Below are 16,812 nucleotides of genomic sequence, written 5' to 3' on the forward strand. Positions count from 1 at the left end.
CGGAGGCCCCTCCTTCCATGGCTTAGGCTAGGAGGGTTGGGCGTCCGCCGCCCTGAACGACTTACTACGCCGTAGGTCCCCGCGCCGCACCCGTCCCGCCCCAGTGTGGGGAGAGGGATGGCGCATACAGGAAACCCCGGCGAGAGAGGCCGAAGGCCAATTCATGACCATGACTGATCCCATCGCAGACATGTTGACGCGTCTGCGGAATGCGAACTCGGCGTACCACGACTCCGTGACCATGCCGCACAGCAAGATCAAGTCGCACATCGCAGAGATCCTCCAGCAGGAGGGCTTCATCACGGGCTGGAAGGTCGAGGACGCCGAAGTCGGCAAGAACCTCGTCCTGGAGCTCAAGTTCGGTCCTAACCGGGAGCGCTCCATCGCGGGCATCCGGCGGATCTCGAAGCCGGGTCTGCGCGTGTACGCGAAGTCCACCGGTCTGCCCAAGGTTCTCGGTGGCCTGGGCGTGGCGATCATCTCCACGTCCCACGGCCTCCTGACCGGCCAGCAGGCGCAGAAGAAGGGCGTAGGTGGGGAAGTCCTCGCCTACGTCTGGTAGTCGGGAACGGAGGAATAGCAATGTCGCGTATCGGCAAGCTCCCCATCCAGGTTCCCGCCGGTGTGGACGTCACCATCGATGGCCGCACGGTCGCGGTGAAGGGTCCCAAGGGCACCCTGAGCCACACCGTCGCCGCGCCCATCGACATCGTTAAGGGTGAGGACGGCGTTCTCAGCGTCTCCCGCCCCAACGACGAGCGTCAGAACAAGGCCCTCCACGGCCTGTCCCGCACGCTGGTGGCCAACATGATCACCGGCGTGACCCAGGGATACACGAAGGCGCTCGAAATCAGCGGTGTTGGTTACCGCGTCGCAGCGAAGGGCTCCAACCTGGAGTTCCAGCTCGGTTACAGCCACTCGATCCTGGTCGAGGCCCCCGAGGGGATCTCGTTCAAGGTCGAATCGCCGACCAAGTTCTCTGTCGAGGGAATCGACAAGCAGAAGGTCGGCGAGGTCGCCGCCAACATCCGCAAGCTGCGGAAGCCCGACCCGTACAAGGCCAAGGGCGTCAAGTACGCGGGCGAGGTCATCCGCCGCAAGGTCGGAAAGGCGGGTAAGTAAGCCATGGCATTCGGTGTGAAGATCGCCAAGGGCGACGCGTACAAGCGCGCCGCCATCAAGCGCCGCCACATTCGCGTTCGCAAGCGCATCTCCGGTACCCCGGAGCGCCCGCGCCTGGTTGTGACGCGTTCCAACCGCCACATCGTGGCGCAGGTCATCGACGACATCGCCGGCCACACGCTGGCGTCTGCGTCGACCCTGGACACCTCGATCCGCGGCGGCGAGGGCGACAAGAGCGCCCTGGCCAAGCAGGTCGGTGCCCTGGTCGCTGAGCGCGCCAAGGCTGCCGGTGTTGAGGCCGTTGTGTTCGACCGTGGTGGCAACCAGTACGCCGGGCGGATTGCCGCTCTGGCTGACGCCGCCCGTGAGGCCGGGCTGAAGTTCTAGGCCCCGGTTCCGGAGCTAGCGGACGTAACAGAGAGAGGTAATTCCAATGGCTGGACCCCAGCGCCGCGGAAGCGGTGCCGGTGGCGGCGAGCGGCGGGACCGGAAGGGCCGTGACGGCGGTGCAGCTGCCGCCGAAAAGACCGCGTACGTTGAGCGCGTTGTCGCGATCAACCGCGTCGCCAAGGTTGTGAAGGGTGGTCGTCGCTTCAGCTTTACCGCGCTTGTCGTGGTGGGCGATGGAGACGGCACCGTCGGTGTTGGCTACGGCAAGGCCAAGGAGGTGCCGGCCGCCATCGCCAAGGGTGTTGAGGAGGCCAAGAAGCACTTCTTCAAGGTCCCCCGTATCCAGGGCACCATCCCGCACCCGATCCAGGGCGAGAAGGCCGCAGGCGTCGTTCTGCTCAAGCCTGCTTCCCCCGGTACCGGTGTTATCGCCGGTGGCCCGGTGCGCGCCGTTCTGGAGTGCGCCGGCGTTCACGACATCCTGTCGAAGTCGCTCGGCTCCGACAACGCGATCAACATCGTGCACGCGACCGTGGCGGCCCTGAAGGGCCTGCAGCGTCCCGAGGAGATCGCGGCTCGCCGTGGTCTGCCGCTTGAGGACGTCGCCCCCGCGGCTCTGCTTCGTGCACGTGCGGGAGCGGGTGCGTAATGACCCGCCTCAAGATCACGCAGACGAAGTCGTACATCGGCAGCAAGCAGAACCACCGTGACACGCTGCGTTCGCTGGGCCTGAAGAGGCTCAACGACGTCGTGGTCAAGGAGGATCGTCCCGAGTTCCGCGGAATGGTGCACACCGTCCGCCACCTCGTGACGGTCGAGGAGGTCGACTGATATGGCGGAGCAGAACCCGCTGAGGGTCCACAACCTCCGTCCTGCCCCGGGCGCCAAGACCGCCAAGACCCGTGTGGGTCGTGGTGAGGCGTCGAAGGGTAAGACGGCTGGTCGTGGTACCAAGGGAACCAAGGCCCGTTACCAGGTTCCGGAGCGCTTCGAGGGTGGGCAGATGCCCCTCCACATGCGTCTCCCGAAGCTCAAGGGCTTCAAGAACCCGTTCCGTACCGAGTACCAGGTCGTCAACCTGGACAAGCTCACCTCGCTCTACCCTGAGGGTGGCGAGGTCACGGTGGCCGATCTGGTCGCCAAGGGCGCGGTCCGCAAGAACCACCTCGTCAAGGTCCTGGGCCAGGGCGAGATCTCCGTGGCGCTCCAGGTGACGGTTGACGCCGTCTCCGGTTCCGCCAAGGAGAAGATCACCGCCGCTGGCGGCACCGTCACCGAGCTTGTCTGACACAAGTCCTGTGGTGGAAAGCTGAACACCGACCGGGGATGCCTCTCAAATGGGGCATCCCCGGTTGGTCGTTCCAAGCGGGGCACTGCCGCCGGTAAGGTGGCGTGCGATGTTGCTGTAAACAACCCCGTACGGTCCGCCCCATGGGGATCGTACGGATTGCCGATTCGTATTCGTCGATCCTCAAGACCGTCACCTCTGACGCAGAAGCGCGGGGGTCGCAGGAGGCACCGTGCTCACCGCGTTCGCCCGGGCGTTCAAGACGCCCGACCTGCGCAAGAAACTGCTCTTCACGCTCGCCATCATCGTGCTCTATCGACTCGGGTCACATATCCCCGTACCGGGCATCGATTACCAGAACGTACAGACTTGTGTCAATTTGGCTCAGGAGAACAACAACAGTCTGTTCGGCCTGGTCAACATGTTCAGTGGCGGCGCGCTGCTGCAGATCACCATCTTCGCGCTCGGCATCATGCCGTACATCACGGCGAGCATCATCCTGCAGCTGCTGACCGTGGTCATTCCGCGGCTGGAAGCCCTCAAGAAGGAGGGCTCGGCCGGCACGTCGAAGATCACCCAGTACACCCGCTATCTGACGGTGGCCCTTGCCGTGCTCCAGGGCACGGGTCTGGTGGCGACCGCTCGCAGCGGTGCGCTCTTCAGCGGCTGCCCGGTCGGAACGCAGATCGTGCCGGACCGCTCCATCTACACCACCGTCGTCATGGTGATCACCATGACCGCGGGAACCGCGGCCGTGATGTGGCTCGGTGAGCTGATCACCGACCGTGGCATCGGTAACGGCATGTCGATCCTGATGTTCATCTCGATCGCCGCCGGCTTCCCGGGCGCCCTGTGGGCCATCAAGGAGAGCGGCAAGCTCGCCAAGGGCTGGATCGAGTTCAGCACGGTCATCCTGATCGGCTTTGTGATGGTCGCCTTGGTCGTCTTCGTTGAACAGGCACAACGTCGTATCCCTGTTCAGTATGCGAAGCGCATGATCGGGCGGCGTAGTTACGGCGGTACCTCGACCTACATTCCGCTGAAGGTCAACCAGGCGGGTGTGATTCCGGTCATCTTCGCGTCGTCGCTGCTCTATATCCCGGCGCTGGTGGCACAGTTCTCCAGCGGCACTTCCACCTGGAAGACATGGATCGAGCAGTACTTCGTCAAGGGTGATCACCCGTACTACATCACCGTGTACTTCTTCCTGATCGTGTTCTTCGCCTTCTTCTATGTGGCTATCTCGTTTAACCCCGAGGAAGTCGCGGACAACATGAAGAAGTATGGTGGCTTCATCCCGGGTATCCGGGCTGGTCGACCTACTGCCGAGTATCTGAGCTACGTGCTCAACCGCATTACTTGGCCGGGCTCGCTGTACCTGGGTCTGATTGCTCTTGTTCCGACGATGGCGTTGGCGGGCTTCGGAGGCGCGAACCAGAACTTCCCGTTCGGCGGGACAAGCATCCTCATCATCGTGGGTGTGGGTCTGGAGACCGTGAAGCAGATCGAGAGCCAGCTCCAGCAGCGCAATTACGAAGGGTTCCTCCGCTAATGCGAATCGTCCTCGTCGGACCACCTGGTGCCGGCAAGGGAACGCAGGCTGCGTACCTTGCCGAGAACTTGTCGATCCCGCACATCTCTACGGGCGATCTCTTCCGCGCCAACATCAGCAAGGGCACCGACCTCGGTCGGAAAGCCAAGTCCTATATGGACAAGGGCGAGCTGGTGCCCGACGAGGTCACGATCGGCATGGCCAAGGACCGGATGGAACAGCCGGATGCCGCCAACGGCTTCCTGCTGGACGGGTTCCCGCGCAATGTCTCTCAGGCCGAAGCTCTCGACGGGATGCTGAAGTCCGAGGCCATGACATTGGACGCGGTGCTCGACCTTGAGGTTCCCGAGGACGAGGTCGTCAAGCGGATCGCGGGTCGCCGCATCTGCCGGAACGACTCCAGCCACGTTTTCCACGTCACCTACTCACCGCCGAAGAACGACGGTGTCTGCGATGTGTGTGGCGGCGATCTCTATCAGCGCGATGACGACTCCGAGTCGACCGTACGCAAGCGACTCGAGGTCTACCACACCCAAACCGAGCCGATCATCGACTACTACCGGGCCCAGGGCCTCGTGGTCACGATCTCGGCCCTCGGCAAGGTCACCGATGTGACCGGGCGCGCGATGGAAGCCCTGAAGAAGACAGCTCAGGCCGAGCAGGCCTGACGGCTCTCAGCCGTTCCAGTACGGCCGCGGTGTCCGCCGGACGCCGCGGCCGTACTGTTGAGCGAGAGGCCGTGCAAGAGCCGTATCGGATGTGACAGAGGTGGAAGGCAAGGCCATGGTGGAGATCAAGACCCCGGAGCAGATCGCGAAGATGCGCGAGGCGGGGCTGGTCGTGGCCGCGATCCACGCGGCCACCCGTGAGGCAGCCGTACCCGGTGCGACGACCAGGGATCTGGACGAGGTCGCCCGCAAGGTCATCGCCGACCACGGCGCCAAGTCGAACTTCCTGGGGTACGGCGGATTCCCCGCGACCATCTGCACCTCGGCCAACGAGGTCGTCGTCCACGGGATCCCGGACGAGAAGACCGTCCTGAAGGACGGCGACATCATCTCCATCGACGCCGGCGCGATCGTCGACGGCTGGCACGGGGACGCCGCGTACACCGCGTTCGTCGGCTCGGGCCACGCGCCCGAGCTGATCGAGCTCTCCCGGGTGACCGAGGAGTCCATGTGGGCCGGCGTCGCCGCGATGAAGGCCGGCAGCCGGCTGGTGGACGTCTCCCGGGCGATCGAGACCTACATCCGTCGCCAGCCCAAGCCGGGCGGCGGACGGTACGGAATCATCGAGGACTACGGCGGGCACGGCATCGGCACCCAGATGCACATGGACCCGCACCTGTTGAACTACGTCTCGCGCAAGCGCGGCAAGGGGCCGCGGCTGGTGCCCGGCTTCTGTCTGGCGATCGAGCCGATGGTCTCGCTGGGAACGCCGAAGACCGAGGTGCTCGCCGACGAGTGGACCGTGATCACCACCGACGGCACCTGGTCCTCGCACTGGGAGCACTCGGTCGCGGTGACCGAGGAGGGCCCGTTGGTCCTCACCTCTCCGGACTGCGGTCGAGCGAAGCTGGCCGAGTTGGGGATCACCGCGGCACCCGACCCGCTGGGCTGACATCCGTCGGCGACGAGACCTGCGGTACGGCCGGTCCGGCGGTTAGGCCATGGGGCTGAAGTCCGAACCGGTGTGATCGCCGGTCGACCGCCGCGTACCGGTGTCGTCGCGGTTCTGTTCGCCCTAGGGGAGCAAGGCCGGGAATTCCGCCGATGAACCCCTGGTGGCGTGCCTCTCGACGGAGCCGGGGAAGAAATCGGCTGAGTAATGATCTCCCGGATTGGGCATCCTTCCAGGATTCGTCTTTTCGGATGGCCTGACGTAGACTGATGCGTCGGCTCTTGTGTACCCGTGTGTCCGCACACGGAGGGCGAGAGTTGATCAAGGTAGCCGATTCGAAGGGCGAAGCGTGGCCAAGAAGCAAGGTGCCATCGAAATCGAGGGCACCGTGATCGAGTCCCTCCCGAACGCGATGTTCAAGGTGGAGCTTCAGAACGGTCACAAGGTCCTCGCGCACATCTCCGGCAAGATGCGGATGCACTACATCCGTATCCTCCCGGACGACAGGGTCGTTGTGGAGCTGTCTCCGTACGACCTAACGCGTGGCCGGATCGTCTACCGGTACAAGTAGATCTTGCCGTGCCTCTTGCGAGGCGATGGCACTGACCCGGAGAACCTGACATTTCATGAAGGTCAAGCCGAGCGTCAAGAAGATCTGCGACAAGTGCAAGGTGATCCGCCGTCATGGTCGGGTCATGGTCATCTGCGACAACCTGCGCCACAAGCAGCGCCAGGGCTGACGCACGCCGACCTCTGCACCACTCGCAGTTCTTCGCGCGACGCAAGCGAATACGTACATACGCAGAGCCCGCCCAGCCCAACAGGGTCGGCGACACCTCCGGCGGGGGCCGGAGACCCGGTCGTACCACTCCAGCACGGAGTCGGCGGCCAGGGAACGGTTCTGCGGAAGACCCCCGATCACACAGGAGCCATTGAATGGCACGCGTTTCCGGTGTTGACATCCCGCGCGAAAAGCGTGTGGAGATCGCACTCACCTACGTCTTCGGTATCGGGCGTACCCGGTCCAAGGAGATCCTCGACTCCACCGGCGTGAACCCGAACACCCGCGTTCGTGACCTGGCCGAAGAGGACCTGGTCAAGATCCGCGAGTACGTGGACGGCAACCTCCGCACCGAGGGTGACCTCCGCCGCGAGATCCAGGCCGACATCCGCCGCAAGGTTGAGATCGGCTGCTACCAGGGTCTGCGTCACCGCCGTGGCCTTCCGGTCCACGGTCAGCGCACCAGCACCAACGCTCGTACCCGCAAGGGCCCGCGTCGCGCCATCGCCGGCAAGAAGAAGCCGGGCAAGAAGTAGTCCTCAGCGGACGCTGCGGAATCCCGGGGGCTGCCCCCGGGCCCCGCACAGCCAAGCGGTCTTCGCTGTAGGACCGACCACCTCCCGTAGGAGATATAGATGCCCCCCAAGGGTCGTCAGGGCGCTGCCAAGAAGGTGCGCCGCAAGGAAAAGAAGAACGTCGCTCACGGCCACGCGCACATCAAGAGCACGTTCAACAACACCATCGTTTCGATCACGGACCCGTCCGGCAACGTGATCTCCTGGGCCTCCGCCGGCCACGTCGGCTTCAAGGGCTCGCGCAAGTCCACCCCCTTCGCCGCGCAGATGGCCGCTGAGTCGGCCGCCCGTCGCGCGCAGGAGCACGGCATGCGCAAGGTCGACGTCTTCGTCAAGGGTCCCGGCTCCGGCCGTGAGACCGCGATCCGCTCCCTCCAGGCCACTGGCCTTGAGGTCGGCTCGATCCAGGACGTCACCCCCACCCCGCACAACGGCTGCCGTCCGCCCAAGCGTCGTCGCGTCTGACGCTCGCTTGAGCTGAGCAGTTGGGTTTTCGGGCGGTACGGCTCCTTCGGGGCGTACCGCCCGTACCCTTGTAAGACATCCGTCGGGCGTCAAATAGCGGGCGCCCACGACTGAAGGATTTCCCCATGCTGATCGCTCAGCGTCCGTCGCTGACCGAAGAGGTCGTCGACGAGTACCGCTCCCGGTTCGTCATCGAGCCGCTGGAGCCGGGCTTCGGTTACACCCTCGGCAACTCCCTCCGCCGTACGCTCCTCTCCTCGATCCCGGGTGCGGCGGTCACGTCCATCCGCATCGACGGTGTCCTGCACGAGTTCACCACCGTGCCGGGCGTCAAGGAGGACGTCACCGACCTGATCCTCAACATCAAGCAGCTGGTCGTCTCCTCGGAGCACGACGAGCCGGTCGTGATGTACCTGCGCAAGCAGGGCCCGGGTCTGGTCACCGCCGCCGACATCGCGCCCCCGGCCGGTGTCGAGGTGCACAACCCCGACCTGGTCCTCGCCACGCTGAACGGCAAGGGCAAGCTGGAGATGGAGCTGACCGTCGAGCGCGGTCGCGGCTATGTCTCCGCCGTGCAGAACAAGCAGGTCGGACAGGAGATCGGGCGCATCCCGGTCGACTCCATCTACTCGCCCGTCCTCAAGGTCACCTACAAGGTCGAGGCGACCCGAGTCGAGCAGCGCACCGACTTCGACAAGCTGATCGTCGACGTGGAGACCAAGCAGGCGATGCGTCCGCGTGACGCCATGGCCTCCGCCGGTAAGACCCTGGTCGAGCTGTTCGGTCTCGCGCGCGAGCTGAACATCGACGCCGAGGGCATCGACATGGGTCCGTCCCCGACGGACGCCGCGCTCGCCGCGGACCTGGCCCTGCCGATCGAGGAGCTGGAGCTGACGGTTCGCTCCTACAACTGCCTCAAGCGCGAAGGCATCCACTCGGTGGGCGAGCTGGTGGCCCGCTCCGAGGCGGACCTGCTCGACATCCGCAACTTCGGTGCCAAGTCGATCGACGAGGTCAAGGCGAAGCTGGCCGGCATGGGCCTGGCGCTCAAGGACAGCCCGCCCGGATTCGACCCGACCGCCGCCGCTGACGCCTTCGGCGCCGACGACGACGCGGACGCCGGTTTCGTCGAGACCGAGCAGTACTAAGCACCACATCGCCGCCCGGCCGGGACACCTTCGCGGTGTCCCGACCCGGGGGGGTGGATGACTTCCCCGTGGCAGCCGCTTCGGGGGAACTGACACCGGTACCTGGTACGGCCGGTGCAGCACACAAGGAGAATCACCATGCCGAAGCCCGCCAAGGGTGCCCGTCTGGGCGGCAGCGCCGCGCACGAGCGCCTGCTTCTCGCGAACCTCGCGAAGCAGCTGTTCGAGCACGGCCGCATCACCACGACCGAGGCCAAGGCCCGCCGCCTGCGTCCGGTCGCCGAGCGCCTGATCACCAAGGCGAAGAAGGGCGACATCCACAACCGTCGCCTCGTTCTTCAGACGATCACGGACAAGGGCATCGTGCACACGCTCTTCACCGAGATCGCGCCGCGGTACGCCGAGCGTCCGGGTGGCTACACCCGTATCACCAAGGTCGGCAACCGCCGTGGTGACAACGCGAAGATGGCCGTGATCGAGCTCGTCGAGGGCGAGATCGCCAAGAAGGCGACCGTTGCCGAGGCCGAGGCCGCGGCCAAGCGCGCCGTCAAGGAGGACGCCCTGAAGAAGGACGCCGCTCCGGTTGAGGACGCCAAGCCGGTTGAGGCCGCCGAGGAGTCCAAGAACGCCTGATCGCGTTCTACTGACGGGCCCGTTCCCTCCGGGGAGCGGGCCCGTTCCGTCTGTCCGGTGCTCTCCGGCGGCATCGAGGGCTCTGAGAGGATGCAACACGTGAGTGACGAGGTGGAACCCGGCTGGGTCCGGGTGCGGCTGGACCTGTCGTACGACGGCAGGGACTTCTCCGGATGGGCCAAGCAGGCCGGCGGCCGGCGTACCGTCCAGGGCGAGATCGAGGACGCGCTACGGACGGTGACCCGGTCGAGTCGGAGCTATGAACTGACCGTCGCCGGCCGCACCGACGCGGGGGTGCACGCGCGGGGGCAGGTGGCGCATGTCGACCTTCCGCAGGAGCTCTGGGCCGAGCACCGGGAGAAGCTGCTGAAGCGGCTCGCCGGGCGGCTGGATCGCGATGTAAGGATCTGGCGGGTCGCCGAGGCTCCCGCGGGGTTCAACGCACGCTTCTCGGCGATCTGGCGGCGGTACGCGTACCGGGTCACCGACAATCCCGGTGGGGTCGATCCACTGCTGCGCGGTCATGTGCTCTGGCATGACTGGCCGTTGGACGTGGCCGCGATGAACGAGGCCTCGGGCCGACTGGTGGGCGAGCACGACTTCGCCGCCTACTGCAAGAAGCGCGAGGGCGCCACCACCATCCGTACGCTCCAGCAGCTCTCCTGGGAGCGGGACACCGCGGGAGTCATCACGGCCACCGTCCGGGCCGATGCCTTCTGCCACAACATGGTGCGCTCCCTGGTGGGCGCGCTGCTGTTCGTCGGCGATGGGCACCGCCCGGTGGAGTGGCCGGCGAAGGTGCTGGCGGTGGGGGTGAGGGACTCGGCCGTCCATGTCGTACGGCCGCACGGTCTGACGCTTGAAGAGGTCGGCTACCCCGCCGACGAACTGCTGGCCTCCCGCAACCTGGCGGCGCGCAACAAGCGTTCGCTGCCGCTCTCAGCCGGCGGGGTCGGCAACTGCTGCTGAGGCCTGTGCGTTGCCTCGGCCCACGATCTGCCGGAAGGTGAACTCGGCGAGGTCATCACCGGTTTGGAAGGCCTTGGTGTCGCCCGTCTCGACGTTCTTGCCGTTGGTGTAGCCGGTGGTGGTGAAGTAGGCGTACCGGCCGTAGGAGTTGGCCGTGAAGCGGCAGACCGGGCCGGCCTTGCAGAAGGCGCTGACACCCGAACCGGGGAGCGGGGCCAGGTTCTGCCCCCGCCGACGCTCCTCCACCGCCTTCTTCGCCTCGCTCTCCAGGCCGAAGACGGCGACACCGACGGTGACGGCCACCCCGTCCTTGCTGTAGGTGGCGCGGAAGACCTGGTCACAGCCGTTGCGTTCGAGTACCGGCCCGAGACCGCCCTGTACCGCGGCGGTACAGGTGGCGGCGCGGGCCGTGGCCCCCTTGGCGTAGGACCGGCCGGCCATCGTCAGCTTCTTCCCGGGGAAGAGGGTGTCGACGGTCAGCGGGGCCTTGTCCTTCTGCTCGCTGGAGACGAAGTCCTTGGGGTTCGGCGGCGGCGCCGGGGCGACCGAGGAGAACGAGGGCTCGGGTGCGTTGGTGTCGCTCGGCAGGTTCTCGGGCGCGGGCAGCTGGCTGGAGCTCTTCTCCTTCGACCGGTTGTCACTGTCGTCGTTCGAGCTGACGATCGCCGTCGCCACGATCCCCGCGACCGCGGCGGTGGCGAGTGCGCCACCGCCGATGAGCAGCCAACGCTTGCGTCGGGCCCGGGCCGCCGATGCCTCGGCGAGAGCCGCCCAGTCGGGCGTGTCGGGGTCTCCCGCCCCCCGCTGCCCGCCGAAGGGATCGAAGGAATCCGGTGCTCCCTGACGGGAGTTGTACGGGTCTTGATGCTGTCCGCCGGACCCCCACTGAGGTCCCCCCTGGCCAAGGCTCATGCCGCGAATCCTAAACCGGTTGGGGATGAGCGGGGCCGGCCGTCAGTATGGGGAGATGGGACATCTCGAAGCAGCACACCTGGAGTACTACCTGCCCGATGGGCGGGTGCTGCTCGCAGATGCCTCGTTCCGGGTGGGCGATGGCGCGGTGGTCGCCCTGGTCGGAGCGAATGGCGCGGGTAAGACGACACTGCTGCGGCTGATCGCCGGAGAGCTCCAGCCACACGGTGGCTCGGTGTCGGTCAGTGGTGGCCTCGGCGTGATGCGCCAGTTCATCGGCTCGGTCCGGGATGAGCGCACGGTGCGGGATCTGCTGGTCTCGCTGTCCCAGCCCCGGGTGCGGGAGGCCGCCGCGGCGGTCGACCAGGCCGAGCAGGCGATCATGACGGTCGACGATGAGGCCGCACAGATGGCGTACGCCCAAGCGCTCAGTGACTGGGCGGAGGCGCGGGGCTATGAGGCCGAGACGGTCTGGGACATGTGCACCGTGGCCGCCCTGGGCGTGCCGTATGACAAGGCGCAGTGGCGGCTGCTGGGGACGCTGAGCGGCGGGGAGCAGAAGCGGCTGGCGCTGGAGGCGCTGCTGCGCGGCCCCGATGAGGTCCTGCTGCTGGATGAGCCGGACAACTATCTGGATGTGCCCGGCAAGCGATGGCTCGAAGACCGGTTGAAGGAGACCCGCAAGACGGTCCTCTTCGTCTCGCACGATCGCGAGCTGCTCTCCCGTACGGCGGAGAAGATCGTCAGTGTGGAGCCGAGCCCGGCGGGTTCGGACGTCTGGGTGCACGGCGGTGGTTTTGCGACCTATCACGATGCCCGCAAGGAGCGTTTCGCCCGGTTCGAGGAGCTCAAGCGCCGCTGGGACGAAGAGCACGCCCGGCTGAAGGCGCTGGTGCTGCGGCTGCGGCAGCAGGCCGCGAACAGCCCGGACATGGCCTCCCGCTACCGGGCGATGCAGACCCGTTTCAAGAAGTTCGAGGACGCGGGTCCGCCGCCTGAGCCGCCGCGCGAGCAGGAGATCCGGATGCGGCTGCGTGGCGGGCGGACCGGTGTACGGGCGCTGACCTGCACAAACCTTGAGCTGACTGGTCTGATGAAGCCGTTTGACCTGGAGGTCTACTACGGCGAGCGGGTGGCCGTCCTCGGCTCCAACGGCTCGGGCAAGTCCCACTTCCTGCGGCTGCTGGCGGGCGATCAGTCGGTGGCCCATACGGGCGCCTGGAAGCTGGGCGCCCGGGTGGTCCCCGGACACTTCGCGCAGACCCATGCCCATCCTGAGCTGCTGGGCCGGACCCTGGTGGACATCCTGTGGACCCGGCACGCCAAGGACCGGGGCGGGGCGATGTCGGTCCTGCGGCGGTATGAGCTGGAGCAGCAGGGCGATCAGCCGTTCGACAAGCTTTCGGGCGGACAGCAGGCGCGCTTCCAGATCCTGCTGCTTGAGCTGGAGGGAACGACGGCGCTGCTGCTGGACGAACCGACGGACAACCTCGACCTGGAGTCGGCGGAGGCGCTTCAGGACGGGCTTGAGGTATATGACGGGACCGTGCTGGCCGTGACCCACGATCGCTGGTTCGCCAAGTCCTTCGACCGTTATCTGGTCTTCGGCTCGGACGGTGTGGTGCGGGAGACCACCGGTCCGGTGTGGGACGAGCGGCGGGTGGAGCGGGCGCGGTAGCGCTTGGGCGGGGGTCGGGTGCGCGCGGAAGGGGCCGCCCCGGGCCTCACGGGTGCCTCTGGGGCCCGGGGCCCCGGTTCCGGCCCCATTTCCAGGCCCCCGGGCGATCAGCGCGACTGGAAGGCGTCCAGGGCCACGGCCAGGGCGAGGCTGCGATCGAGCGCCGGGTCGTGGATCCGGACGTGGTAGCGGTCGCGTGTGCCCCCCATCCGGATCCACGGTGGGCACGGGCCGATCCCGCCGTGCGAAGTGGTCGGTACTCTCGTTATCGCTGGTGGGTGCCGCCGATGGGGGCGGTCCACGGGCGGTTTCCGGCGGTCCTCGGGGGCCGCGTTTTGACCCTTCAGGCGGGCCCCGGGTAAGCTGCTGCTTCGTTATGCGTATTGGCTTGCTCTATCTCACGTGAGGGGCCCTTACGCCGGTCCACCGGTCGATGACCAGCGGCAGGCACTCGGGTTGCGTCCCCGCGGTGCGGCCAGAGCTGTTGTTATTGCCCGGGCGGCCTTGTCAGGACCCACTCCCCGTGCCTTCGGGCCCAGGGAGACCCACTCACTGAAGAAGCGAAGGCTACGACCGTGCGTACGTACAGCCCCAAGCCCGGCGATGTCACGCGCCAGTGGCACATCATCGACGCGCAGGACATCGTCCTGGGCCGTCTGGCGACAACGGCAGCGAACCTCCTCCGGGGCAAGCACAAGCCGATCTACGCCCCCCACATGGACATGGGCGACTTCGTCATCATCATCAACGCCGAGAAGGTTCACCTTTCCGGCAACAAGAAGACCCAGAAGATGGCGTACCGCCACTCCGGCTACCCGGGCGGTCTGCGTTCCGTCCGTTACGACGAGCTGATGGCGAAGAGCCCGGAGAAGGCCGTTGAGAAGGCCATCAAGGGCATGATCCCCAAGAACACCCTGGGTCGTCAGATGCTGTCGAAGCTGAAGATCTACGCGGGCGAGAACCACCCGCACGCTGCTCAGCAGCCTGTTCCGTTTGAGATCACCCAGGTCGCGCAGTAGTTCCGGCCACCCCCTAAGACGAAAAGAATCTGAGGCGCATCGTGGCCGAGACCACCACTGAAATCCCCGTCGAGGGCGAAGAGACCTACGCAGAGGTCACCACCTTCGAGTCGGAGACGCCCGTTGAGGGCGAGTTCACCTCCGAGTCCCTCGCATCCCGCTTTGGCGACCCGCAGCCGGCTGCCGGCCTGGGTCGTCGCAAGAACGCCATTGCTCGCGTCCGGATCGTTCCGGGCACCGGCAAGTGGAAGATCAACGGTCGCACCCTTGAGGACTACTTCCCCAACAAGGTGCACCAGCAGGAAGTCAACGAGCCCTTCAAGGTGCTTGAGCTCGACAACCGCTACGACGTTGTCGCCCGCATCTCGGGTGGCGGCGTCTCCGGTCAGGCCGGCGCCCTGCGCCTCGGTGTGGCCCGTGCGCTGAACGAGGCGGACGTGGACAACAACCGTGCCCCGCTGAAGAAGGCTGGATTCCTCAGCCGCGACGACCGTGCGGTCGAGCGCAAGAAGGCCGGTCTCAAGAAGGCCCGTAAGGCTCCGCAGTACAGCAAGCGTTAATCGTCTGCTCGATCTGTTCTGTTACGTACGCCCCGGCGGCACCCAGTGCCGCGGGGGCGTACGTTTTTCCATGACCGCAGGGCGTAGAACGGGCATGAAGCGTTCATATGCTTGCATTCTCGGAGCATTACGAAGCTTCACGGAGTATTTCGGAGGACAGTTGTGGGACGACTCTTCGGCACGGACGGTGTGCGCGGTGTCGCCAACGCAGACCTGACGGCGGAGCTGGCGCTCGGTCTCTCGGTGGCCGCGGCGCATGTGCTCGCTGAGGCGGGAACCTTTGCGGGGCACCGGCCGACCGCCGTGGTGGGACGTGATCCGCGTGCGTCGGGAGAGTTCCTGGAGGCCGCAGTGGTGGCGGGTCTCGCGAGCGCGGGGGTGGATGTGCTGAGGGTGGGCGTGCTGCCCACGCCCGCGGTGGCCTACCTCACCGGTGCGCTCGGCGCCGACCTGGGGGTGATGCTCTCCGCCAGCCACAACGCCATGCCGGACAACGGCATCAAGTTCTTCGCGCGCGGCGGACACAAGCTCGCCGACGATCTGGAGAACCGCATTGAGTCGGTCTACGAGCAGCACCGCACCGGTGACCCCTGGGAGCGGCCCACCGGGGCGGGTGTGGGCCGGGTACGGGACTACGACGAGGGCTTCGACAAGTACATCGGGCATCTGCTCTCCGTACTGCCCAACCGCCTCGACGGGCTGAAGGTCGTCCTCGACGAGGCACATGGCGCGGCGGCGAAGGTGTCGCCCGAGGCCTTCGTACGGGCCGGAGCTGAGGTCGTCACCATCGGTGCGGACCCCGACGGGCTCAACATCAACGACGGATGCGGTTCGACCCACCTCCAGCTGCTGAAAGCCGCGGTCGTCGAGCACGGAGCCGACTTCGGTATCGCCCACGACGGTGACGCGGACCGCTGCCTGGCCGTGGACGGCGCCGGCGAAGAGGTCGACGGGGACCAGATCCTCGCCGTGCTGGCCCTTGCGATGCGCGAAGCGGGAACCCTGCGGGGCAACACCGTCGTCGCCACGGTGATGTCCAACCTCGGCTTCAAGCTGGCGATGGAGCGCGAAGGGCTGGAGATCGTCCAGACCGCGGTCGGCGACCGGTACGTCCTGGAGTCGATGAAGGAACACGGGTACGCCCTCGGCGGCGAGCAGTCCGGGCATGTGATCGTCCTTGACCACGCGACCACCGGGGACGGCACCCTGACCGGTCTGATGCTCGCGGCCCGCGTGGTCGCGACCAAGCGCTCCCTGGCGGAGCTCGCGGCCGTGATGGACCGGCTGCCCCAGGTCCTGATCAATGTGCCGGACGTCGACAAGGCACGGGTGCACACCTCGGCGGAGCTGGCGAACGCGGTCACCGACGCCGAGCGGGAGCTCGGCGCCACCGGGCGCGTGCTGCTGCGCCCGTCGGGGACGGAACCGCTGGTACGGGTGATGGTGGAGGCCGCGGACATCGAGCAGGCCCGCTCGGTGGCGGAGCGGTTGGCGGACACGGTGAAGTCGACGCTGGGGTGAGGATGCGCCGGGGGGCGCTGGGGCCGGGGTCTTTGGTGCTTGAGGTGGGCGCTCCTGTTTTGGTGTCCTCACCGGGGGTGGGGGGTCCGTCCTCAAGCGCCGGACGGGCTGGGGGTGTCCCTTGGCGGGGTGCTCGTTTCGGCGGGGTTGCCTGCGGTTGAGGCATGGGGTGCTTGGGCTCGACGCCACCCGTGTTGCGTGTCCCCACCCGGGGTGGAGGGTTCCGTCCTCAAGCGCCGGACGGGCTGAAGTTGGCCCTGGGTGAGGTGCTCTCTGTTGGCTGGGTCGCCCGGGGTCTGGGTCTTGGGCTGCCCGGGCTGAGGGAGCTTTTTTTGCTGGGGTTGGGGGTGCTATCGGGGGTGACTCCTCAGCGTCGACGGCCTGAAGCGGCTCCGAGCCGGCATGCGGGTCTTGCCGTCGATCGCTTCCGGGGACACCCCCTGCGCGCCCCCACGCCGAGACTTGCATCCCCTGCCCCTTAGGTACCTGTATGGGGGAGGCGCCCGGGGGTGAGGTTCCCCCGTTGTGTGGGGGTGGTTGGTTAGCTGGTCAGGGTGGGTTGGTGTGGTGTGGGTTTCG

At 66.6% G+C, this 16,812-nt stretch carries 21 protein-coding genes; 20 read left to right on the top strand and 1 reads right to left on the bottom strand.

The genetic code is table 11. From position 1 onward, the window contains the following. Nucleotides 1-163: 163 nt before the first annotated feature. From rpsH to truA, 16 genes are all read left to right on the top strand, one after another. Complete coding sequence (gene rpsH / locus NBG84_RS33525) at nucleotides 164-562, top strand: 30S ribosomal protein S8 (protein ID WP_250923447.1); 399 nt, start codon at nucleotides 164-166, stop codon at nucleotides 560-562. A gap of 20 nt (nucleotides 563-582) precedes the next feature. Then, nucleotides 583-1,122, top strand: coding sequence for a 50S ribosomal protein L6 (rplF, locus tag NBG84_RS33530; protein WP_250923448.1), 540 nt, complete (start codon nucleotides 583-585; stop codon nucleotides 1,120-1,122). A 3-nt stretch (nucleotides 1,123-1,125) separates the two neighbouring features. After that, nucleotides 1,126-1,509, top strand: coding sequence for a 50S ribosomal protein L18 (gene rplR / locus NBG84_RS33535; RefSeq protein WP_250923449.1), 384 nt, complete (start codon nucleotides 1,126-1,128; stop codon nucleotides 1,507-1,509). 46 nt (nucleotides 1,510-1,555) lie between these two features. Further along, nucleotides 1,556-2,161 (top strand): 30S ribosomal protein S5, encoded by a 606-nt coding sequence (gene rpsE, locus NBG84_RS33540; RefSeq protein ID WP_005313527.1) that lies wholly within the window; start codon nucleotides 1,556-1,558, stop codon nucleotides 2,159-2,161. Further along, nucleotides 2,161-2,343, top strand: a complete 183-nt coding sequence (rpmD, locus tag NBG84_RS33545) for a 50S ribosomal protein L30 (RefSeq protein ID WP_250923450.1) — start codon at nucleotides 2,161-2,163, stop codon at nucleotides 2,341-2,343. The genes rpsE and rpmD overlap by 1 nt, the downstream gene beginning before the upstream one ends. Before the next feature lies 1 nt (nucleotide 2,344). Continuing rightward, the gene (gene rplO / locus NBG84_RS33550; protein ID WP_250923451.1) at nucleotides 2,345-2,800 is read left to right on the top strand and encodes a 50S ribosomal protein L15; all 456 of its coding nucleotides are present in this window, start codon (nucleotides 2,345-2,347) and stop codon (nucleotides 2,798-2,800) included. A 232-nt stretch (nucleotides 2,801-3,032) separates the two neighbouring features. Further along, complete coding sequence (secY, locus tag NBG84_RS33555) at nucleotides 3,033-4,352, top strand: preprotein translocase subunit SecY (RefSeq protein ID WP_250923452.1); 1,320 nt, start codon at nucleotides 3,033-3,035, stop codon at nucleotides 4,350-4,352. Then, on the top strand, nucleotides 4,352-5,020 hold the full coding sequence (locus NBG84_RS33560; protein WP_250923453.1) for an adenylate kinase: 669 nt from the start codon (nucleotides 4,352-4,354) through the stop codon (nucleotides 5,018-5,020). Before secY ends, NBG84_RS33560 begins: the two co-directional genes overlap by 1 nt. 115 nt (nucleotides 5,021-5,135) lie before the next feature. After that, entirely contained in the window at nucleotides 5,136-5,972 is an 837-nt protein-coding gene (gene map / locus NBG84_RS33565) for a type I methionyl aminopeptidase (RefSeq protein WP_250923469.1), read from the top strand. 349 nt (nucleotides 5,973-6,321) lie between these two features. Then, the gene (gene infA / locus NBG84_RS33570) at nucleotides 6,322-6,543 is read left to right on the top strand and encodes a translation initiation factor IF-1 (RefSeq protein WP_003956442.1); all 222 of its coding nucleotides are present in this window, start codon (nucleotides 6,322-6,324) and stop codon (nucleotides 6,541-6,543) included. 55 nt (nucleotides 6,544-6,598) lie between these two features. Then, complete coding sequence (rpmJ, locus tag NBG84_RS33575; RefSeq protein WP_003956441.1) at nucleotides 6,599-6,712, top strand: 50S ribosomal protein L36; 114 nt, start codon at nucleotides 6,599-6,601, stop codon at nucleotides 6,710-6,712. Nucleotides 6,713-6,908: 196 nt separating this feature from the next. Next, entirely contained in the window at nucleotides 6,909-7,289 is a 381-nt protein-coding gene (gene rpsM, locus NBG84_RS33580; protein WP_250923454.1) for a 30S ribosomal protein S13, read from the top strand. A 99-nt stretch (nucleotides 7,290-7,388) separates the two neighbouring features. Next, a complete protein-coding gene (gene rpsK, locus NBG84_RS33585; protein WP_003956432.1) occupies nucleotides 7,389-7,793 on the top strand; it encodes a 30S ribosomal protein S11 in 405 nt (134 codons plus the stop codon). A 125-nt stretch (nucleotides 7,794-7,918) separates the two neighbouring features. Next, entirely contained in the window at nucleotides 7,919-8,941 is a 1,023-nt protein-coding gene (locus tag NBG84_RS33590; RefSeq protein ID WP_003956430.1) for a DNA-directed RNA polymerase subunit alpha, read from the top strand. Between the two features lie 138 nt (nucleotides 8,942-9,079). Next, complete coding sequence (rplQ, locus tag NBG84_RS33595) at nucleotides 9,080-9,574, top strand: 50S ribosomal protein L17 (RefSeq protein ID WP_250923455.1); 495 nt, start codon at nucleotides 9,080-9,082, stop codon at nucleotides 9,572-9,574. Nucleotides 9,575-9,673: 99 nt separating this feature from the next. Beyond that, the gene (truA, locus tag NBG84_RS33600; RefSeq protein WP_250923456.1) at nucleotides 9,674-10,543 is read left to right on the top strand and encodes a tRNA pseudouridine(38-40) synthase TruA; all 870 of its coding nucleotides are present in this window, start codon (nucleotides 9,674-9,676) and stop codon (nucleotides 10,541-10,543) included. Here truA and NBG84_RS33605 read toward each other — a convergent pair. Next, on the bottom strand, nucleotides 10,514-11,455 hold the full coding sequence (locus NBG84_RS33605; protein ID WP_250923457.1) for a hypothetical protein: 942 nt from the start codon (nucleotides 11,453-11,455) through the stop codon (nucleotides 10,514-10,516). The genes truA and NBG84_RS33605 overlap by 30 nt on opposite strands. A 55-nt stretch (nucleotides 11,456-11,510) precedes the next feature. Here NBG84_RS33605 and NBG84_RS33610 point away from each other — a divergent pair, with 55 nt between their 5' ends. The 4 genes from NBG84_RS33610 to glmM all read left to right on the top strand — a co-directional run bounded on the left by NBG84_RS33610 (nucleotide 11,511) and on the right by glmM (nucleotide 16,233). Further along, on the top strand, nucleotides 11,511-13,133 hold the full coding sequence (locus tag NBG84_RS33610) for an ABC-F family ATP-binding cassette domain-containing protein (protein ID WP_250923458.1): 1,623 nt from the start codon (nucleotides 11,511-11,513) through the stop codon (nucleotides 13,131-13,133). Nucleotides 13,134-13,708: 575 nt separating this feature from the next. Continuing rightward, nucleotides 13,709-14,152 carry a 50S ribosomal protein L13 gene (gene rplM / locus NBG84_RS33615; RefSeq protein ID WP_250923459.1) on the top strand — a complete coding sequence of 148 codons (444 nt, stop codon included), beginning with the start codon at nucleotides 13,709-13,711 and terminating at the stop codon, nucleotides 14,150-14,152. 41 nt (nucleotides 14,153-14,193) lie between these two features. Then, nucleotides 14,194-14,712: a 30S ribosomal protein S9 gene (gene rpsI, locus NBG84_RS33620; RefSeq protein WP_250923460.1), complete on the top strand. Its 519-nt coding sequence runs from the start codon at nucleotides 14,194-14,196 to the stop codon at nucleotides 14,710-14,712. Nucleotides 14,713-14,874: 162 nt separating this feature from the next. Next, on the top strand, nucleotides 14,875-16,233 hold the full coding sequence (glmM, locus tag NBG84_RS33625; RefSeq protein WP_250923461.1) for a phosphoglucosamine mutase: 1,359 nt from the start codon (nucleotides 14,875-14,877) through the stop codon (nucleotides 16,231-16,233). Nucleotides 16,234-16,812: the final 579 nt, after the last annotated feature.

The sequence above is a fragment of the Streptomyces albipurpureus genome, assembly GCF_023701525.1.
Classification (GTDB): domain Bacteria; phylum Actinomycetota; class Actinomycetes; order Streptomycetales; family Streptomycetaceae; genus Streptomyces; species Streptomyces albipurpureus.